This is a genomic window from Nocardiopsis nanhaiensis (assembly GCF_054778635.1).
The window spans coordinates 1-18815 of the sequence record NZ_BAAGZJ010000084.1 but is presented as its reverse complement, the minus strand read 5'-3'; the positions used below and the strand labels follow the sequence as shown (position 1 = coordinate 18815).

Annotated in this window: 13 protein-coding genes and 1 pseudogene; 10 read left to right on the top strand and 4 right to left on the bottom strand. The window is 69.8% G+C overall.

Going from position 1 to position 18815, the window contains the following annotated elements; genetic code table 11:
* Nucleotides 1-42 precede the first annotated feature (42 nt).
* The 4 genes from ACYVD1_RS28445 to ACYVD1_RS28430 all read left to right on the top strand — a co-directional run bounded on the left by ACYVD1_RS28445 (nt 43) and on the right by ACYVD1_RS28430 (nt 6921).
* The gene (locus ACYVD1_RS28445; RefSeq protein ID WP_460777583.1) at nt 43-1785 is read left to right on the top strand and encodes an ABC transporter substrate-binding protein; all 1743 of its coding nucleotides are present in this window, start codon (nt 43-45) and stop codon (nt 1783-1785) included.
* Nucleotides 1786-1872: 87 nt separating this feature from the next.
* Nucleotides 1873-2886, top strand: a complete 1014-nt coding sequence (locus ACYVD1_RS28440; protein WP_460777582.1) for an ABC transporter permease — start codon at nt 1873-1875, stop codon at nt 2884-2886.
* Between the two features lie 47 nt (nt 2887-2933).
* Entirely contained in the window at nt 2934-4721 is a 1788-nt protein-coding gene (locus ACYVD1_RS28435; RefSeq protein ID WP_460777581.1) for an ABC transporter ATP-binding protein, read from the top strand.
* Nucleotides 4722-5493: 772 nt separating this feature from the next.
* Nucleotides 5494-6921 (top strand): HNH endonuclease signature motif containing protein, encoded by a 1428-nt coding sequence (locus ACYVD1_RS28430; RefSeq protein WP_460777580.1) that lies wholly within the window; start codon nt 5494-5496, stop codon nt 6919-6921.
* Between the two features lie 557 nt (nt 6922-7478).
* Here the strand turns inward: ACYVD1_RS28430 and ACYVD1_RS28425 are convergent.
* From ACYVD1_RS28425 to ACYVD1_RS28415, 3 genes are all read right to left on the bottom strand, one after another.
* Nucleotides 7479-8144 carry a response regulator gene (locus tag ACYVD1_RS28425; protein ID WP_460777579.1) on the bottom strand — a complete coding sequence of 222 codons (666 nt, stop codon included), beginning with the start codon at nt 8142-8144 and terminating at the stop codon, nt 7479-7481.
* The gene (locus ACYVD1_RS28420) at nt 8123-9466 is read right to left on the bottom strand and encodes a sensor histidine kinase (RefSeq protein ID WP_460777578.1); all 1344 of its coding nucleotides are present in this window, start codon (nt 9464-9466) and stop codon (nt 8123-8125) included. The genes ACYVD1_RS28425 and ACYVD1_RS28420 overlap by 22 nt, the downstream gene beginning before the upstream one ends.
* A 92-nt stretch (nt 9467-9558) precedes the next feature.
* On the bottom strand, nt 9559-11346 hold the full coding sequence (locus ACYVD1_RS28415; protein WP_460777577.1) for a PhoX family protein: 1788 nt from the start codon (nt 11344-11346) through the stop codon (nt 9559-9561).
* A 149-nt stretch (nt 11347-11495) separates the two neighbouring features.
* Between ACYVD1_RS28415 and rpmG the strand changes: the two genes are divergently transcribed.
* From rpmG to ACYVD1_RS28395, 4 genes are all read left to right on the top strand, one after another.
* Nucleotides 11496-11660, top strand: coding sequence for a 50S ribosomal protein L33 (gene rpmG / locus ACYVD1_RS28410; protein ID WP_460777576.1), 165 nt, complete (start codon nt 11496-11498; stop codon nt 11658-11660).
* A 29-nt stretch (nt 11661-11689) separates the two neighbouring features.
* Nucleotides 11690-11935 carry a type B 50S ribosomal protein L31 gene (locus tag ACYVD1_RS28405; RefSeq protein WP_460777575.1) on the top strand — a complete coding sequence of 82 codons (246 nt, stop codon included), beginning with the start codon at nt 11690-11692 and terminating at the stop codon, nt 11933-11935.
* A gap of 43 nt (nt 11936-11978) precedes the next feature.
* Entirely contained in the window at nt 11979-12149 is a 171-nt protein-coding gene (gene rpmF / locus ACYVD1_RS28400; RefSeq protein ID WP_460777574.1) for a 50S ribosomal protein L32, read from the top strand.
* Nucleotides 12150-12304: 155 nt separating this feature from the next.
* Nucleotides 12305-14695, top strand: coding sequence for a lysylphosphatidylglycerol synthase domain-containing protein (locus ACYVD1_RS28395; RefSeq protein ID WP_460777573.1), 2391 nt, complete (start codon nt 12305-12307; stop codon nt 14693-14695).
* Nucleotides 14696-14716: 21 nt separating this feature from the next.
* Here the strand turns inward: ACYVD1_RS28395 and ACYVD1_RS28390 are convergent, their stop codons facing one another.
* Nucleotides 14717-16798 carry a WD40 repeat domain-containing serine/threonine protein kinase gene (locus tag ACYVD1_RS28390; RefSeq protein ID WP_460777572.1) on the bottom strand — a complete coding sequence of 694 codons (2082 nt, stop codon included), beginning with the start codon at nt 16796-16798 and terminating at the stop codon, nt 14717-14719.
* Nucleotides 16799-16967: 169 nt separating this feature from the next.
* Here ACYVD1_RS28390 and ACYVD1_RS28385 point away from each other — a divergent pair, with 169 nt between their 5' ends.
* The gene (locus ACYVD1_RS28385; protein WP_460777571.1) at nt 16968-17720 is read left to right on the top strand and encodes a MerR family transcriptional regulator; all 753 of its coding nucleotides are present in this window, start codon (nt 16968-16970) and stop codon (nt 17718-17720) included.
* A gap of 745 nt (nt 17721-18465) precedes the next feature.
* Nucleotides 18466-18815, top strand: a pseudogene (locus tag ACYVD1_RS28380) (HNH endonuclease signature motif containing protein); the annotation flags it as partial.

The window sequence follows — 18815 nt, the reverse complement described above, 5'->3', positions numbered from 1 at the left end:
GTCCAACCCATCCCCACCACCCGGTTCGAAAGAGGTAGTTCCTTGCGGAAACGCACTCTCGGCTTCGTCGCGTTCGGCGCGACGGCGTCCCTCTTCCTGTCCGCCTGCGGCGGTGCCGCCACCGGCGGCGGCGACTCGGAGGGCACCTTCGACCTCGGCTCCACCGAGATCGTCAATCCGTCCGAGGAGACCGGCGGCACGCTGAAGTACGCCTCTGAGGCAGACTTCGACTCCGCCGACCCCGGCAACACCTACTACGGGTGGAGTTGGAACTTCCAGCGCTACTACGCGCGGACGCTCCTGGCCTTCAACCCGGAGCCGGGCGAGGCCGCCACCGAGCTGATCCCCGACATGGCCGTGGACCTCCCCGAGCCCAACGATGACTTCACCGAGTGGACCATCGAGATCCAAGAGGGCCTCAAGTACGAGGACGGCACGGAGATCACGGCCGAGGACATCAAGTACGGCATCGCCCGGTCCAACTTCAATGGCGGCGTCTTCACCCAGGGCCCGCAGTACTTCGCGGCCCACCTGGACCAGGACGAGCACGACGTCTACGAGGGCGCGGACCCGCTCGAGGGCTTCGACTCCATCGAGACCCCGGACGACCACACCCTGGTCTTCCACCTCAACGATTCCTTCTCCGAGTTCCCGAACGTCCTGACCCAGGTGCAGACCGCCCCGGTTCCGATGGACGCCGACCGCGGTGAGCTCTACCAGGAGAACGTCGTCTCTTCCGGCCCGTACAAGTTCGACGGCTCCTACGAGCCCGGCGTGCAGCTGAACCTCGAGCGCAACGAGCACTGGGACCCCGACACCGACTCCGTGCGCCCGGCCCTGCCGGACCGTGTCGAGCTTGAGATCGGCGTCGGCCAGGACGAGATCGACGAGCGCCTGGTCAGCGGTGAGCTCGACGTCGACGCCCGCGGTACCGGTGTCGGCCCGGCCATGCACTCCCGTCTCCTCGAGGACGAGAACGAGCAGGGCAACCTGGACAACCCGTACAGCGGCGCCCTGCGCTACGTGAACATCCACACCCCGATCATCGAGGACGTGGCCTGCCGCCAGGCGATCATGTACGCGGCCGACCGCGACAGCATGTGGCGCGCTTGGGGAGGCGAGCCCGGCGGCGACATCGCCACCAACCTGCTGCCCCCGGCCATCCCGGGCGCCAACAACGAGTCGGACCTCTACCCGTCCGAGGACGACAACGGTGACCTCGAGGCGGCTGAGACCAAGCTCGAGGAGTGCGGCGAGGAGGACGGCTTCAGCACCACCATCGCCGTCCGAGCCGAGAGCGAGACGGACGTCCTGACCGCCGAGTCCCTGCAGGAGTCCCTGGCCCGCGTCGACATCGACGTGAGCATCGAGCAGTTCCCCACCGCCGACTTCTTCGGCCAGTACGCCGGTTCGCAGGACTACGTCCGTGAGAACGACATCGGCATGAGCGTCTCGGGCTGGGGCCCGGACTGGCCGACCGGCTTCGGCTTCGCCAACAAGATCACGCACGGCGACGCGATCATGGAGACCGGCAACTTCAACACCGCCGAGCTCGACGACCCCGAGGTCAACGACCTCTGGGACCAGGCCCTGGGCACCGAGGACCCGGACGAGCGCGCTGACATCTACGAGCGGATCGACACCCTCGTTATGGAGAACGCCGTCATCCTGCCGGTGGTCTTCGACAAGTCGCTGCTGTACCGCAACGACGACCTCACCAACGTCTACTACCAGCCCGCGTACATGATGTACGACTTCATGCCGCTGGGCGTGGACCGGGACTAGTTTCCCCAAGCCAGCCTGAACTAGTACGAGAAGGCAGGTGAAAGCGGCGGGACCCACGGTCTTGCGTGGGCCCCGCCGCCGACCGCGATGCTGAACTATATTCTTCGCCGCCTTGGTGCGGGTCTCTTGCTTCTCGCCGTCGTCACGGCGGTGACCTTCTGGATCTTCTACGTCCTGCCCCGGTGGGCGGGCGTCACCCCGCAGGGCATGGCGACGTTGTACGTGGGCCAGGCGCCCACCCAGGAGGCGCTCGACGCCACCGTGGACCGCCTCGGCCTCGACCAGCCCATCGCGGTCCAGTTCTACGAGTTCGTGCGCGGCATCCTCGTCGGCCAGCAGTTCACCTTCGGCCGGGAGACCGTGGAGTGCGCGGCCCCGTGCCTCGGTTACTCCTTCACCACGAACACACCGGTGCTGCCCCAGCTCCTGGACCGCCTCCCGGTCACCCTGTCCCTCGGCATCGGCGCCGCGGTGATCTGGGTCGTCGGCGGCGTGTCGGTCGGTGTCCTCTCCGCGGTCAAGAGGGGCAGCCTCTTCGACCGCCTGGCCATGGGTACCGCCCTCGTCGGGGTGTCCCTGCCGATCTACTTCACCGGTCTGCTGGCCCTCTCCTTCCTGGTCCACCAGTGGGGACTGTTCCCGGTGTCGCGCTACGTCCCGTTCACCGAGGACCCGGTGTCCTGGTTCCAGGTCATGCTCCTGCCCTGGGTGACTCTGGCGTTCCTGCACGCCGCCCAGTACGCGCGGCAGACCCGGGCGGGCATGCTGGAGACCCTCAACGAGGATTACATCCGCACTGCTCGGGCCAAGGGGTTGAGCGAGCGGAAGGTGATCTTCAAGCACGCCCTCCGTCCCACCCTGACCCCGATCGTCACCATCCTGGGTCTGGACATCGGCATGGTCCTGGGCGGCGCGATCCTCACCGAGAAGGTGTTCTCCCTCAACGGCGTGGGCGCCTACGCGATCGACTCGATCATCGCGAAGGACCTGCCGGTCGTCCTGGGCGTCACGCTCATGGGCGCGGTGTTCGTCGTCGTCTGCAACCTGGTCGTCGACCTGCTCTACCCGGTCGTCGACCCCCGTGTGCGGATCGCCAATTAGCGCCCGCCGGCGCGACTCCAGACCAGCTCTACCGAAGGAAAAGTGACATGGCCTCGACCGGACCGGCATCCGCTGCCTCTGACGCAGTGGTGCGCGTGGACGACCTGCGGGTGACCTTCCCGACCTTGGACGGCGACGTCAACGCGGTGAAGGGCCTCTCCTTCGAGGTGCCCGCGGGCGGTGCCCTGGGCATCGTCGGTGAGTCGGGTTCGGGCAAGAGCGTGACCTCGATGGCCCTGATGGGCCTGCACCGGGGCAGCCGCGCCCAGATCACCGGCGCCATCGAGGTGGCCGGGCAGGACGTGGTGACCGCCAGCGACAAGAAGCTGCGCTCGATGCGCGGCAACGACATCGCGATGGTCTTCCAGGACCCGATGCAGTCGCTGCACCCGCAGTACACGATCGGCAACCAGCTGGTCGAGGCATACACGGTCCACCACCCCAAGACCTCCAAGGCCGAGGCGCGCGAGCGCGCGGTCGAGGCCCTGGACCGGGTCGGTATCCCCGACGCCGCCAAGCGGGTGAACTCCTACCCGCACGAGTTCTCCGGCGGCATGCGCCAGCGCGTGGTCATCGCGATGGGCCTGATGTGCGATCCCAAGGTTCTGCTCGCCGACGAGCCGACCACAGCCCTGGATGTCACCGTGCAGGCACGCATCCTCGACCTGCTGGACGAGCTGCGCCGCGAACTCAACATGGCGCTGATCCTGGTCTCGCACGACCTGGCCGTGGTGGCCGGCTCCGTGGACGAGGTCGTGGTGATGCGGCACGGCCAGGCGGTGGAGCGCGGTGACGTGCGCCAGGTGCTCTCGGCACCCGAGCATCCCTACACTCGGGCGCTGCTGGCCGCGGTGCCCCGCGTGGAGGTGTCCCGTGCCGAGCGGCGTGCCCAGGACCGCGCCGAGCGCGTGGAGCGGGAGAAGCGCACCGGCGCCGTCACCGAGCCGGGCGACTTCCAGGCTTTCACGCCCGTCGGCCGGGAGGGGGAAGAGCCGCTTCTGCGCGTCCAGGACGTGTCGCAGCGCTTCAAGGTCCGGGGCGGCCTGTGGGGCCGTGCGAGCGACTTCTGGGCGGTCAAGGGCGTCAGCTTCGACCTGTACCGGGGCGAGACCCTCGGTATCGTCGGTGAATCCGGGTCGGGCAAGAGCACCCTCTCACGCATGGTCATGCGGTTGCTGGAGCCCACCGAAGGCACCGTGGAATTCGAGGGCACGGACATCACGCACATGGCCGAGCGGGAGCTCCGGCCCCTGCGCAAGGACGTGCAGATGGTGTTCCAGAACCCCTACTCCTCGCTGAACCCGCGCCTGACCATCGGCGAGAGCATCGGTACCGCCTTGAAGGTCCAAGGTGAGAAGAACGGCAAGAAGATCCGGAGCCGGGTCCAGGAGCTCTTGGAGCGGGTGGGCCTGGAGCCCAACCACTACAACCGGTTCCCGCACGCCTTCTCCGGTGGCCAGCGCCAGCGCATCGCCATCGCCCGGGCTCTCATCCTCAAGCCCAAGCTCATCATCTGCGACGAGCCGGTCTCCGCGCTGGACGTGTCCACGCAGGACCAGGTGCTGCGCCTGCTCTCGGAGCTGCAGGACGACTTCGGTCTGACCTTCATCTTCGTCGCCCACGACCTGGCCGTGGTCCGCCAGGTCAGCGACCGCGTCGCGGTCATGCGCAAGGGCGAGATCGTGGAGATGGGCGACAGCGACGCGGTGTACGAGAGCCCGCAGAGCGACTACACCAGCCAGCTGCTCACCGCTGCCCCGGTGCTCGACCCGGACGAGGCCCGCGGCCTGCGGGCCGAGCGCGTCGCACGGCGCGTCGCCGAGGCCGGTGTCTAGGGCCGAAGGCCCTTTTCCGCAGCCCCGTCCGGCTCTGAGACACATAAGGCCCCGTCCGCTGCGAACCCGCGCTTGGGTTCCAACTGGCGGGGCAATGTGCTTTTCGAGATCCCGGTGGACCTGGTATATCGGTGATCATTGTCCGGTATTTCGGTGCCGGTGGTCCCGGGCCAGACGAGGATGGCTCACCCCGGTGCTTGGGTTGCCCTTCTTGGGGTGGGTTGCCTCTCTGGGTTGGGGTGTCCTCCTTTCCCGCCGCGTGATTGTGGCCGTCTCCGCTGCGCGCGTCAAGGTCGTCGCCATCGAGCGCTTCGCGCGTCAACGGCGCTCCACCTTGACCCGCTCCGCTGCGACGGCGGGTTGGCGGCTATCGGGAAAGGGGGACGGGTGGTCGAGGTCCATGCCATTTCGTGCTTCGCCCGAAAACGGATTCTGTCGGCCTGGCGGCCGATCCCTGCCACGCCGCCGGAGCGTTGACGCCTGGCGGTGTCGCGGCCGGTCAATGTGGGAGGCGAGCCCCTCCCGGTGTGCCTTTTCCCGATGATCTTGCTACCAGAGTCAATTTCGGCGCCGAGATTGCTACTGGTAGCAAGATCATTCCCACGAAGGCCTGAATTTGCCCGCTTTGCCCAAGAACGCGCACAGGGGATGCGTGCTCCTTTCCTGGAAGGCTTGCCTTTGGGGCTAGAAAGGGCGATGCAGGGTGGCCGGGTAAGTGTCTTATCACCCCGGGGTTAGATCCTTTCTGTTCCTTTCTTGGTATCCTTAGGGTATGACTTCTTCTTTCGGGCAGGGCGGGAATGCGGCGGGAAACACCCCCGCCGTGGCCGCTACGCGTGCTGCCCGAGAGAACATTGCCTCGGAAATGGCGGAGGTGCCGCCGACGGGTGCGGCTGGTGAGGTCCTGGATGTGATCTCGCAGGTCTTCGAGGACTTCGACCAGGCCCAGCTGCAGATGCTGCTGCGTCTGGCGCAGCTGGAGGCGGCCGGGACGTTGTTGGAGGCGGGTGGGCAGAGGTCGGTGCAGAACTGGCTGATCCACTCGGTGGGGATGGCCCCGGGTGAGGCCAACGGGCGCGCCGAGCTGGCCCGCCGGTTGTTCGCTCAGGAGTTGCCCGCCACCCGCGAAGGCCTGGACTCGGGGTTGCTGTCGATCGGTGAGGCGGTGGCGGTGTGCCGGACCGCTGACAAGGCCGTGGACAAGCGCAACACCAAGGACTGCCCGGACGCTGGTAGGTTCCGGCGGATGGTGGAGGCCGGGATCTTGGCCTCCAAAGCCAAGGAGCCGGCGATGTCGACCTCCGACATCGCCCGGCTGGGCCGGGAGCTGCTGGCCCAGTACAACCCGGCGGTGGTGGAGGAGCAGTACCAGGCCGCCTTCGACGCCCGTGGTGCACGCCTGGTGCGCACCTTCGATGCCACGTTCATGTTCGAGGCCTGGGGTCCGGGTGAGCACGCCGAGGAGTTCCAGTGCGTGCTCAAGGCCCACGAGTCGGACTATGACCCCGAGAAGCTGCACGTGTCGGCTTCGGAGCGCATGTATGACGCGTTCATGAACCTGGTCCGGTCCGCCCAGAACCCCACCGAGAGCGCCGGGGGTGCCGAGGGGCAGGCCGAAGACGGGGTCGGGGATGGCAAGCGCGGTCAGGGTCGCAAGCGTGCTGCGGTGGCGATGATCAACATCATGGTGCCCCTGCCCACCTTCCTCGGCCTCCAGGCCGAGGGCGACGGCAAAGCTGCTGGCCCGGCGGTGACGCAGGACGGGCAGGTGGTCTCCATGGCCGCGATCCGTGCCCTGGCCCCCAACAGTGTGCTGCGCCGGATGATCACCTCCCCCAAGGGCGACCGGGTGCTGGACGTGGGCCGCACCCAGCGCGATGCCACGGGTGCTCTGCGGGATTCGGGGATGTTCGGTCACACCACCTGCGCCTGGCCCCAGGGCTGCAACTTCCCGGCCAGCGGGTCGGAGGCCGACCACAAGCAGAGCTTCTCCGCCGGTGGGTCCACCAGCGCGGACAACATTCAGCCACTCTGCTCGGACCACAACCGGCTCAAGTACCGGAGGGAGACCAACCCCGACCAGTCCACCTGGCAGGGCCGCCCCTCCCACCGCAACCGCAGCAACAAGGGGGAGGACTCGGACGGGGACCCGGAGCCAGCCCAACCCCCTTCCTGGAGTCACGGTCACCCTCGTTTTTGACTCCAACTAGGGGGTTCACCACACACCCACCTCAACCCAACCCGCCCCGGTGTTTCGCGCTGCCCACCGTGACCGGCCGCGACACCCTCAACCGGTGTGCTCCGGCGCAGTGGCCCACCGGCCGAAGGCCGCGCTGTTCGGGGTCCGCTGCCCACAGTGACCGGCCGCGACACCCGACCCGTCAACGCTCCGGCGCAGGGGTAGGCATCGGCCGCCAGGCCGAGGGGGGGGTTACCCGGCCGAAGGCCGTGTTGGTCCCGCTCAGGCCTCGACCACGCGTCCCCCTTTCCCGATAGCCGCCAACCCGCCGTCGTAGCGGAGCGGGTCAAGGTGGAGCGCCACTGACGCGCGAAGCGCTCGATGGCGACGACCTTGAGGCGCGCAGCGGAGACGGCCACCATCGGGCGGCGGGAAAGGAGGACACCCCAGCGCAGAAGACAACCCCCGAACCCTCCATGCACCCATTGAGATTCACGGCCATCCGGTCTCCGGTCTCCGGCGTTCCGCTCTCTGGCCATCCGGCCGTGTGCGTCAACAGGAAATTGCTTCGGTTCCGGTCAGTCTGGCTGTTCGCGCAGGTAGGTGAGGACAGCCATCACCCGGCGGTCCACGTCGGTGCCGTCCGGGGGTAGGTCGAGCTTGGCGAGGATGTTGCCGATGTGCTTGCCGACGGTCGGTTCGGAGACCACCAGCTCCTGGGCGATCCGTGTGTTGGAGTGCCCCTCGGCGACCAGGGCGAGGACCTCCCGCTCGCGTTCGGAGAGCCGTTCGAGCGGGGTGCTGCGGCGGCGCACGAGCTGGCGGACCACAGCCGGGTCGATGACCGTGCCGCCCTCGTGCACCCGGCGCAGGGTTTCGGCGAAGTCGGCGACGTCCACCACGCGCTCCTTGAGCACGTAGCCGATGCCCCGCCCGTCCTGGGAGTCCAGGAGCTCCGACGCGTAGCTGGACTCGACGTACTGGCTCAGCGCCACCACAGGGAGCTCGGGCCGGTCGCGGCGCATCCGGACGGCGGCGCGCAGGCCCTCGTCACTGAAGTCCGGCGGCATCCGGATGTCGGTGACCACGAGGTCGGGCCCGTACTGGTCGACCGCCTCCAGCAGGGCTTCAGCGTCCCCGACCGCCGATTCGACCTCGAAGCCGAACCGGTGGAGGAGACCGGCCAGGCCCTCGCGCAGGAGGGCGCCGTCCTCGGCTAGGACTACTCGGATGCTGGTTGGCAAGGGATCTCCGCTCGCAGCCGTGTGGGCCCGCCGGGCGGGCTCGACAGCCAGATTCGGCCGCCGACGACGGCGACCCGGTCGGCCAGGCCGGTCAGTCCCGTGCCCCCGTCGGGGTCGGCGCCGCCCCGGCCATCGTCGGTGGTCTCGACGACAAGCGTGTCACCGTCGAGGGAGGCGTTCAACCGGACCTCGGTGGCCTCGGCGTGCTTGGCGACGTTGCTCAGTGTCTCGGACGCCACGTAGTAGGCGGTGCTCTCCACGTGTGACGGCAAGCGCCGGGGCAGGTCCACGCGGGTGCGGACGGGGACGGCGGAACGGTCGGCCAGCTCGGGGAGGGCGGCGGGCAGGCCCCGGTCGCTGAGGACTTTGGGGTGGATTCCGCGGATGATCTCGCGCAGGGACCCGATGACCTCCTTTGCCTGGCCGTGCACCGAGGCGAGGGTCCGTTCCATGTCGCTGCCGGGAGGGGCGTCCATGCGGGCCAGCCCCACCTGCATGGCCAAGGAGATGAGCTGCTGCTGGGCCCCGTCGTGCAGGTCGCGCTCGATGCGTCGGCGTTCGGTCTCGAAGGCGTCCACCAGGCGGGCACGTGAACGGGTGACCTCGACGAGCTCGGAGCGCAGCTCTTCGGTGTCGCGTCCGCCGAGCAGGGTGCGGGACAGGGATGCGTGCGCGCCGACGGTCAGGGCCAAGGCGTAGGGGGAGGCTAGGAGCAGGGCAGCGCCGGGTGGGACCAGGACCAGGGCGGTCACGGGGTCGTCGACTTGCCACGGGCCCAGGGCCATGGTCTCCCCGAAGGCGGTAATGACCGGTCCCAGGGCGAGGAAGGCGCCCATGCCCACGAAGAGGAACAGCAGGGCGTAGGCGATCGGGTCGATGACCAGGGTGAGCAGGGCCAGGTAGGCGAACTCCCGCCAGGTCGCGGCCTCGGTGTAGCGCACGCGCAGCCAGCCGAACAGCCCGGGCCCGGCAGTCCGGTGCCCGCTGGCGACGGGCGGGTGGACCAGCCGCAGCCGCCACCGTTCGACGCCCGCGAGGGCGATCGCGACGAGCGGACCGCAGATGAGCGTCAGCAGGACGACCATCAGCAGGAGGGCGGCGGCGATCCACATCTCCTGGGGGTCGCGCTGGGCCGATCCGAGGGCCTCACCCGCGATGACCAGGGGAGCCAGGATCGGGGTCATCACGAAGCTGGCCGCGACCCCGACCAGCAGGGTCGACGCCAAGTGGCCCAGACTCCGCCACGGCCAGGAGGATCGCAGGAAACGCCGTCGGCGCACGGCGTCGAGTGGTGTTCGGGGCGGTCCTGTCTCCTGGTTCACCGGGCCAAGCTATGCCAACGGGCGGCGCCCGGCGAAGCGGGCCCACCTCACTCCGCACTACGGGCCTGCCCTACCTGTGCTCCAAGCACCGTTCACGTTCCGATGATCCCGCCGTCGTCCTTGCGAACCACCACGACCGCCGAGCGGGGGCGCCCGTCCGGTTCGAACCCCGGCCAGTTGCCCACCGCGCGCGGGTCGTCGGCAGTAGGAGAACCCATGCCGGCGACGGCCGACCCCGGGCCCTGCACGGTGACGAACAGGGCGCGCTGGTCGGGCGTGGCCGTCACCCCCGCGATCCCGCAGCCGCGCGGCCCGGTCAGGAAGCGCCGCACCTCACCGCTGCTGGGGTCGGCGCAGAGCAGGGCGCTGTTGCCCAGCCGTTCGTGTCCGTCCTCGGATCCGTCGCCGAGGCGCACCACGTCCGTCGTGATCCACAGCCGCCCGTCTTCGCCGCAGTGGACCCCGCCCGGGACGGCGAAGAGCGCTTCCTCCTCTCGGTCCTGGCTCCCTGCCCGAACCGCCTCGTTCCAGGAGAAGAGCGCCGCGCCGTGGTCACTCGCCCCCTCGGTCCAGGACAGCACGCGCCCGCCTTCCGGCCCGGAGGCCACGGGGCAGTAAAGGGTGCCGCTGGCGGCGTGGACGGACGGACCGCCCGGCCGTGGGAACTCGGTGGCGCCCACAGCGTCGGCGGCCTCGCGGGCGCGGAGCAGGACGTCGGCCTGGTCGGCGAAACCGTCGTCCTCGGATAGCCCGGAGCGCCCGTGGTCGAGGGGGATCCAGGACCCCAGGCCGTCCGAGTCGAAGCGAGCGGCGTAGAGGGTGCCCTCGTCCAAGGGACCCGTGTCCGGGTCCTGCCGGCTCTCGCGCCAGGTGTGGGAACCGACGAATTTGTAGATGTGGGCGCGGTCGCTCATGTAGACCACCGCCCGGCCGCGCGACTCGGAGACGGCCGTCCCGCCTTGGGCCAGCCGCCCCAGCGCGGTGCGTTTGACCGGGGTGGCGGAGGGGTCGAGGGGGTCGACCTCCACCGTCCAGCCGAAACGGTGGACCTCGTTGGGGGTGCGGTCCAGGTCGAAGCGTTCCCGGTGGGAGTGCCAGCCGTACGCCGAGTCCGCTGTCAGGCCGTAGGCGTGCTGGGCCGCGGAGGCGCTCCACCCGTCGGCGTCGGTGCCGAAGAGGTCGGCGAGGGTGTCCTCACCGGTCAGGTAGGTCCCCCACGGGGTGACGGCGTGCGCGGAGCCGCCGACGACCCCGACAGGGTCCGCGCCGGTCTCCAGGGACCGGTGGTCGGCGAGCGGGCCGGAGAGGGTGGCGGGCGAGGCCGCGGTGAGCCGGCGGTTGAGTCCGTCGTCGACGACCCGCCAGCGGCCGTCCGTCAGCTCTACGCGTGCGACGGTCACACCGAGGGAGGCGATCTCCTTGTCGGTGTGGGCTTCGGTGGCGGCGTGGCCGCCGTCGGAGTGGAGCAGGGCGGGGTCGGCCCAGGAGTGGTTGACCACCAGGAGTCCGCGGCGCCCGCCCTCGTGGCCGGGGTGCAGCGGGAGGTAGTGCAGCCCGCTGTGCCCGGTGCCCACCTGGCGGGCGGCCCGGTCGGCGGTGTCGGTGGCGTCGGACCGCCAACGGGGATCGTCGGACCGGAGCGGGGCGCCCCAAGGGAGCAGGACCCGGGCGGTGTAGCCGGGCGGGACGGTGACGGCGTCGGCGTGTGCGACCGGGACCGCGGTGAAGGCGGGTGCGGAACCGGTGTCGGGGGCGGCGACGGCGGGTCGTCCCGCGCCGCCGAACAGCGCGGCGGCGGTGAGGACGCCGAGGCCCGCGGTGGCCCGCAGTGCCTGTCGTCGGCTGGGTCTGTGCTCGCCGGGTCCGCGTTCGGGCGCCATGGTTCTCCTCAGGCCTCAGTTTTCTGTGACGAGATAACCACAATAAGTAGTTTTTCCTGCGCATTCTGATGCCCGGTGGTGTGTGATCGCAGTGGGAATGAAAACGGTTATCATTACGTTGACCGGCATGGCGACCAGAGGAGACGCCCATGGCACGCAATGACGTCCGACCCATCATCAGGCTCAAGTCCACGGAGGGGACCGGGACCACTTACGTGACCCGGAAGAACCGACGCAACACCCCCGACCGCCTGGTCCTGCGCAAGTACGACCCCAAGCTCCGCCGCCACGTCGACTTCCGCGAGGAACGCTGAACCGCGGCCAGAACCGAACGGAGACCCGCATGCGCCACGGAATCCACCCCGAGTACACACCCGTCGTCTTCCGGGACAAGTCGGCGGACTTCGCCTTCCTCAGCCGGTCCACCATGACCAGTGAGAAGGCCATCGAGTGGGAGGACGGCAACACCTACCCGCTCGTCGACGTCGACATCTCCAGCGCCAGCCACCCCTTCTACACCGGTACCGCCCGCGTGGTGGACACCGCCGGCCGGGTGGAGCGCTTCCAGCGCCGGTACCAGCGGAACTAACCGGCAGGCCAGCGCCAGCAACCAACAGGAAGGCACAGGTCACATGGCCGTACCCAAGCGCAAGATGTCGCGTGCCAACACCCGCACGCGCCGATCCCAATGGAAGGCCACGCCCCCGGACCTGGTCACGGTGCACATCCGCGGCCGCGGGTACCGCGTACCCCGCAACCTCGTCCGGGCCTACGAGCGAGGGGTCATCCCCCTGTCCGAGTAGTCGGGACCCGGGGTGCGCCTCCTGAGGGGCGGCCCACCCGCACCACGGCGCCGCCGGGCCGGTCCCGGCGGCGCCGTCCCGTGCCCGGAGCGGACCGGACGAAACACCCCCACCCCTGGTGTCCGAATCCCCAGGAGTCGGGCAGGCTTGTTCCCGTGACAACAACCCCGACCGACACCCCGGCCCCCACCCCGGGCCGAACCGCCGCGCGGGCCCCGCGCAGCCCCGTCGACCTCCTGATCGGGCTGGCCGGCCTGGTCCTGGTCATCGTCGTCCTGGTCCTGGTCAGCGACGCCATGGCCGAAGGCGGGCCGACCGATGACGCCTCCCAGCTCCGCGCGGTGATCCCGTCCGGGCTGCTCTTCGTCACCGCGCTGGGCGCCAACCTGCTGCTCATCGTCCTGGTCGCCTACGTCGTCCTGCGCACCCTCTTCGTCGGGGATCTGCGCGACCTGCTCCGCCCGATCGTCGCCGCGGTGTCCGCCTACGCCATGACGTCCTGGGTCAACGCCCAGCTGGAGACCGCCACCCACAGAGCCGAACCGCCCCCCGGCCTCCCCGACGACGTCCTGACCGCCGCCACACTCGGCTACGTCGCCGCCGGGATCGCCTTCACCCGCACCATGCCCACCGGGCATCCGCGGGTCCGGCCCCTGCTGTGGGGAACCAATGCCGTGGTCGCCGCCACCGCGATCATGGCCGGGGTCACCAGCATCCTCGCCGTCCTCTTCACCGTCCTCGTCGGCCTGACCTTCGCGGCCCTGGCCCGCTACGCGGTCGGCGCGAGCGTGCCGCCCCCGGCCACCGGGCAGATCCACGACGAGCTCCGCCGCTTCGACCTGGCCGTGGACCGGCTCGTCCCCGCCGGGAACAACGGGGACGGCGACCCCCGCTACCTCGCGGACCTCACCGACGGGCGCCGGATCGACCTGCACGTCCTCAGCTCCGACAACACCAGCGGATTCTGGCCGCGTCTGCGCGACCTGCTGCTCCTACGCGGTCCCGTCGCCCCCCGCATGCTCTACAGCGTGCGAAGACGCGCCGAACACGCCGTCCTGATGAGCTCCGCCGCCCGCGACGCCGGGGTCGCCGCCCCCCGGGTCCTGGCCGTGGGCGAGCTCGCCCCGGGTACCGTCCTCCTGGCCAGAGAACGCTCCCGCGTACGCGGCCTGGCCAGCCTGGACCCGGCTGAGATCACCGACGGCCTGCTCGACGACCTCTGGCACCAGCTCGGTCTGCTGCACCGGCGCCGCGTGGCCCACGGCGACCTCAACGGCACGACGGTCGGCGTCCTCGACGACGCCCAGGGTACCGTCGCCCTGGCCGGGGTCGACCACGGGTCGGTGGCCGCCCCCCAGATCCGGACCTCACTGGACACGGCCGCGATGATCACCCTGCTCGCGCTGCGCGTGGGCCCGGAACGAGCGGTGGCCTCGGCCGTACGCGCCCTGGGCATGGGCGCAACCGCCGCCGTCCTGCCCCTGCTCCAACCCCCGGGCCTGCCCCACAGACTGCGCGCCGAGCTCCGCCGGACCGACCGCGAACTCCTGGCCGACCTGCGGCGACACCTCGTCGCGACGGTGCCTGAGGCCCCCGCCGAACCCGCGCGCCTGGAACGGATGCGCCCGCGGACGATCGTCAGCGTCGTCGTCGCCACCGTCGTCGGTCTGGTGCTCGTCTACCAGCTCGCCGGGGTCGACCTGGCGACGATCCGCCACGCGGAGCCCTGGTGGGCGCTGGCCGCCTTCGCCATGGCCACCACCTGCATGGTCGCTGCCGCTATGGTGCTGGTCGGATTCGTCCCGTCCCCCCTGCCCTGGTGGCGGACGGTCATGGTGCAGTACGCGGCGTCGTTCGTGCGCATCGCGGCCCCGGCCGGACTGGGGTCGATCGCGATCAACGGCAGGTTCGTCATCAAGGCGGGCGTGCCCACGTCGCTGGCCCTGTCCGCGGTGGGGCTGACCCAGCTGGTGGGCTTCCTCATCCACGTGCCGCTGCTCCTGGTGTGCGCCTACCTGACCGGAACCTCGTACTGGACCGGGTTCACGCCCTCGCCGACCGTGGTCGTCATCGTGATCGCCGGAACAGTCGGCGTCGCGGCGGTCCTCCTGCACCCGAAGCTGCGCAGCGCCGTCGGCGGACGGCTGCGCCCCTACCTGACCGGTGTCCTGCCCCAGTTGGTGGACCTGCTCCAGCGCCCGGTCAGCCTGCTGCTCGGCGTGGGCGGAACCCTGCTGCTGACTGTGGCCTTCGTGCTGTGCCTGCACTTCTCCGTCCTGGCGTTCGCCGGGCCGGAGACACAGGTCAGCCTCGTCGCGGTCGCGGTGGTGTTCCTCGCGGGCAACGCGATCGGATCGGCGGCCCCCACCCCGGGCGGGCTCGGTGCGGTCGAGGCCGCCCTCATCGGCGGCCTGACGGCGGTCGCCGGGATTTCCGCTGCGGTGGCCCTGCCCGCCGTCCTGCTGTTCCGCGTGCTCACCTTCTGGTTCCCGGTCCTGCCCGGCTGGGCCGCCTTCAGCTACCTGCAGCGCAAGGAGGCGATCTAGGGGCCCGGGTTGGCTGTGCGGTCAGCTGGGTGCGGGCCAGACGCGGACCGTGCCGTCGTCGGCGCAGGTGTAGAGGGTGGCGCCGTCCGGGGAGAAGGCCACACCCCGGGTGAAGGCGCTGTGCCGGGTCAGCCGGTGCAGCTCCTCCCTCTGGTCCACGTCCCACACACGCACGAGCGTGTCACTGCCCACGGTGGCCATGGCCGTGCCGTCCGGGCTGAAGGCGAGCTCATGGATGGTGCTGCGGACCGGGTCCTCGCTGCGCTCGTCCAGCACGGCTACCACTTCATGGGTCTCGGGGTCGTCCACGTCCCACAGGTGGATGACCCCGCCGACCCCCGCGGCCGCCAGCACTGCACCGTCGGCGTCGAAGGACAGTGCGCGGGCGCTCTCGTTGTCGGTGCCCTCCGGGATGGTGAGCGGGTACTCCTGGATCTGCTCCAGGGAACCGAGGTCCCAGAGCAGGATGTCGCCCACCACCCCGGGGGTGTCCGTACCAGGGCTGGAGGAGGTGGCGAGGGTGGCGCCGTCGGGGGAGAAGGCGACCTTGAGCACACCGTGGTCGTGCTCCAGCGTGTCGAGGAGCTCGAAGCCCTCGGTGTCCCACAGGTGCACGTTCCCGTCGGCGGCACCGGTGGCCATGAGGCCGCCCGTCGGGTCGAAAGCGACGGAGCGGAGCTGGTCGGTGTGGTCGGTCAGGGTCTCGACCGCCTCGTCTTCCTCCTCGTCCGCGACGTCCCACACCCTGACGGTGCCGTCCCAGCTGGCTGAGGCAAGAAGGGAACCGTCATGGCTGAACGCCAGATCGCGCAGGCGCCGGTCGTGCCCTTGGAGAGCACCGCGCTCCATCCCGGCTTCGGTCTCCCACAGCTGGACCTGCACATCGCTGTCCTGGCCGCTCCCGGTCGCGACCAGGGAACCGTCGGGGCTGACCGCCAGCGGCCACAGGTCGGCGCCGCCGGTGTCGCCGAGCAGGCCGCTGGGTTCCTCACCGGCCCACTCGCCCGCCCAGCGGACGCTCGAGGGGTCAGTATCCGGGGCTGTGCCCGCGTCGGTCGGGTCCTGGGGCGTCGGCGCGGCGAGACCACCGCTGTCCCCGTCGGCCGATGCCACCAACCACACCGTGATCCCGACCAGCAGCGCCAGCACCGAACCGGCCAGCGCCAGGAGGACGCCCCTGCGCGGTCCCTGGCCCGGGGGCTCGGGACGTGTGGGCGGAGGGAGCGCGGCCGGGACGTTCTGGTCCCCGTCCCGGGGCGGCCAGGTGCGGTCGAGCCCCGCACTGGTGCAGCGGTGGATGACCTGCCGCGGGGTGGGGCGCTGTTCGGGGTCGTGGCTCCAGCACGCGCTGATGAGGGAGCGCAGGTCCTCCGGGAGCGCAGTCAGCAGGTGCACCGGAGGCGGCCCGACCAGCCGCATCAGCGTGCGGGGGTTGGAGGAGGTGTCGAAAGGGCTGTCCCCGGTCGCGGCATGGGCCAGGGTGGTACCCAGGGCGAACAGGTCCGAGGCGGGGGAGAGGGGTGTGCCTTCGGCCTGCTCGGGCGACATGTACGGAAGGGTGCCGAACACGTGGCCGGTGCCGGTCATGGAACTGCCTTGGACGGGGCGGGCCACGCCGAAGTCGATGATCCTCGGGCCGTCCTCGGACAGGATGACATTGCTCGGTTTGAGGTCGCGGTGGATGAGCCCGTTGCCGTGGATGGCCTGGAGGCCCTCGCCCAGGCCGGCGGCCAAGGCGCGCAGGGAGGGCGGGTCGAGGGGGCCCTTCAGCTGGAGGAACTCCTTCAGGGAGAGGCCGCGGATATAGGCGTAGGCGATCCAGGGGCGGTCCGCGCGGGGGTCGCAGTCCACGACCTCGGCAGTGTAGAACCCGCCGACCCGGGAGGCGAGTTCGGCCTCGCGGGCGAACCGTTCCCGGTAGTCGGTGCCGCCCTCGGTCAGTTCGGCGTCCTCCAGGAGACCCGCACGGACCACCTTGACGACGACCTGGATACCCGAGGGGGTGCGCGCGAGGTAGACCTGCCCCATGCCCCCGGTGCCTAGACGGTGCGTCAGCCGGTAGCGGCCTATCTGTTCAGGATCCTGGGGGATGAGTGGCCGCACGGCCCACCTGCCTTCGCGTCCTGTTGTCCTCGTACTGTTTCCCTTCCCCGCCTGACGTCCCTTATCGGTCGATCCATGGACGTATCGCCGCGACTTGCGGTTGACGTAACGTCAACGCCTAGCGTCTTTTCCGGGTCGGAGGAACCGGCCTGACGAGGGGAGATCCGGGATGTCGTGGTCGATGGGTGAGGTCTGCCGGATGAGCGGGGTGACCTCCCGGACGATGCGCCACTACCACCACGTCGGTCTGCTGGTGCCGGAGAGCACCGGACCCGGCGGGTTGCGCCGCTACGGGCCACGGGAACTCCGCAAGCTCCAGAGGATCCTGGTCATGCGCGAACTCGGCCTGGGGCTGGCGGACATCCGCCGGGTCCTGGACGAGAAACGCGACGAGGTCGTGGCGCTGCGCCAGCACCTGCGCGACCTCGAGGCCGAGCGGGACCGGCTCAGCACCCTCGTCGACACCGTGCGTCGCACCGTCGACGCGTTGGAGGGAGACACTATGAGTCACCGGCCGGAGGAGCTCTTCGCGGGCTTCGACACCGCCCACTACAGCGAGCGGGCGCGGACCGCTTGGCCTGAGCAGTGGGAGCAGGCCCGGGCCGCGACGGAGGGGATGACCGATGAGGACAGCCAGCGGACGCGCGCCGAGGCGGTCGAGCAGATGGCCCGGATGGCCGGTCACCTCAGGGCTGGCACCCCGGCCGACGCCCCGGCCGTGCAGGAGGAGGTCGGCGCGCACTACCGGCAGATCTGCCGCATGTGGACCCCGGATGCGGAGGCCTTCGCCCACCTGGGCCGGGTCTACGCCGAGGACGGCCCGTGGCGAGAGGTCTACGAGCGGGTGGCCCCGGGCCTGGCCGACTACCAGCACGAGGCGATGGGCATCTTTGCAGAGCGGAGCCTGCAGAAAGGCACGTGATATCCGCTGATCCCCACGGGATTTCCTGATTTCCTGATGAATGCGGGAGTGCTGGATGCCCCTCTGAGGTGAGTCCGACGATTTCCCTGCGGGGGTCTATGAGGGTGGGGTTCTTGGGTTGGGTCCCCGTTGTGTTCGGGGCGCCCTCCTTTCCCACCGCCCGATTGTGGCCGTCTCCGCTGCGCGCGTCAAGGTCGTCGCCATCGAGCGCTTCGCGCGTCAACGGCGCTCCACCTTGACCCGCTCCGCTCCGACGGCGGGTTGGCGGCTATCGGGAAAGGGGGAAGGGTGGTTGAGGCCTGTGGCGAATTCGGGCTTCGCCCGAAAAACCGAACCCTCGGCCTGGCGGCCGATGCCTGCCCCTGCGCCGGAGCGTTGACGCCTGGCGGTGTCGCGGCTGGTCAAGGTGTGCGGCGAACCCCGAACAGCACGGCCTTCGGCCGGGTGAGCCACTCCACCGGAGCCCACCGGTTACGGGTGTCGCGGCCGGTCAATGTGGGAGGCGAAAACCCCGCTGATCTTGCCCCTGTCTCCACCCTCGACGGCCGAGAGTGGAGCCAGGGGCAAGATCATTCCCAATCGGGTGCGCATGTGTCCGCTTTGTTCGAGAATGCGGACAGGGGTCTGAGAACCTTTTTGGAAGGCTTTTTTTGGGGGGGTTTAAAGGCGGGTCTGGGTGTTCGGGTAAGTGTTTTATATCCTCCGAGTTAGTTCTTTTTCGAGGTGTTGTTGGTATCCTTAGGGTATGACTTCTTCTTTCGGGCAGTGCGGGAATGCGGCGGGAAACACCCCCGCCGTGTCCGCCATGGGTGCTGCCCGGGGAAAGATCGCTTCGGAAATGGCGGAGGTGCCCCCGACCGGAGCAGTTGGTGAGGTCCTGGATGTGATCTCGCAGGTGTTCGAGGACATGGAGCAGGCCCAGCTTTCGATGCTGCTGCGGCTGGCGCAGCTGGAGGCGGCCGGGACCCTGTTGGAGGCGGGTGGGCAGAGGTCGGTGCAGAACTGGCTGATCCACTCGGTGGGGATGGCCCCCGTTGAGGCCAACGGGCGCGCCGAGCTGGCGCGCCGGTTGTTCGCTCAGGAGTTGCCCGCCAC

What these genes read in the sequence shown, in the direction of transcription:
- ACYVD1_RS28415 (WP_460777577.1), bottom strand. Translation starts at nt 11,346, where the DNA reads ATGGCGCCCGAACGCGGACCCGGCGAGCACAGACCCAGCCGACGACAG.
- ACYVD1_RS28440 (WP_460777582.1), top strand. Translation starts at nt 1,873, where the DNA reads ATGCTGAACTATATTCTTCGCCGCCTTGGTGCGGGTCTCTTGCTTCTC.
- rpmF (WP_460777574.1), top strand. Translation starts at nt 11,979, where the DNA reads ATGGCCGTACCCAAGCGCAAGATGTCGCGTGCCAACACCCGCACGCGC.
- ACYVD1_RS28435 (WP_460777581.1), top strand. Translation starts at nt 2,934, where the DNA reads ATGGCCTCGACCGGACCGGCATCCGCTGCCTCTGACGCAGTGGTGCGC.
- ACYVD1_RS28430 (WP_460777580.1), top strand. Translation starts at nt 5,494, where the DNA reads ATGACTTCTTCTTTCGGGCAGGGCGGGAATGCGGCGGGAAACACCCCC.
- ACYVD1_RS28405 (WP_460777575.1), top strand. Translation starts at nt 11,690, where the DNA reads ATGCGCCACGGAATCCACCCCGAGTACACACCCGTCGTCTTCCGGGAC.
- ACYVD1_RS28385 (WP_460777571.1), top strand. Translation starts at nt 16,968, where the DNA reads ATGTCGTGGTCGATGGGTGAGGTCTGCCGGATGAGCGGGGTGACCTCC.
- rpmG (WP_460777576.1), top strand. Translation starts at nt 11,496, where the DNA reads ATGGCACGCAATGACGTCCGACCCATCATCAGGCTCAAGTCCACGGAG.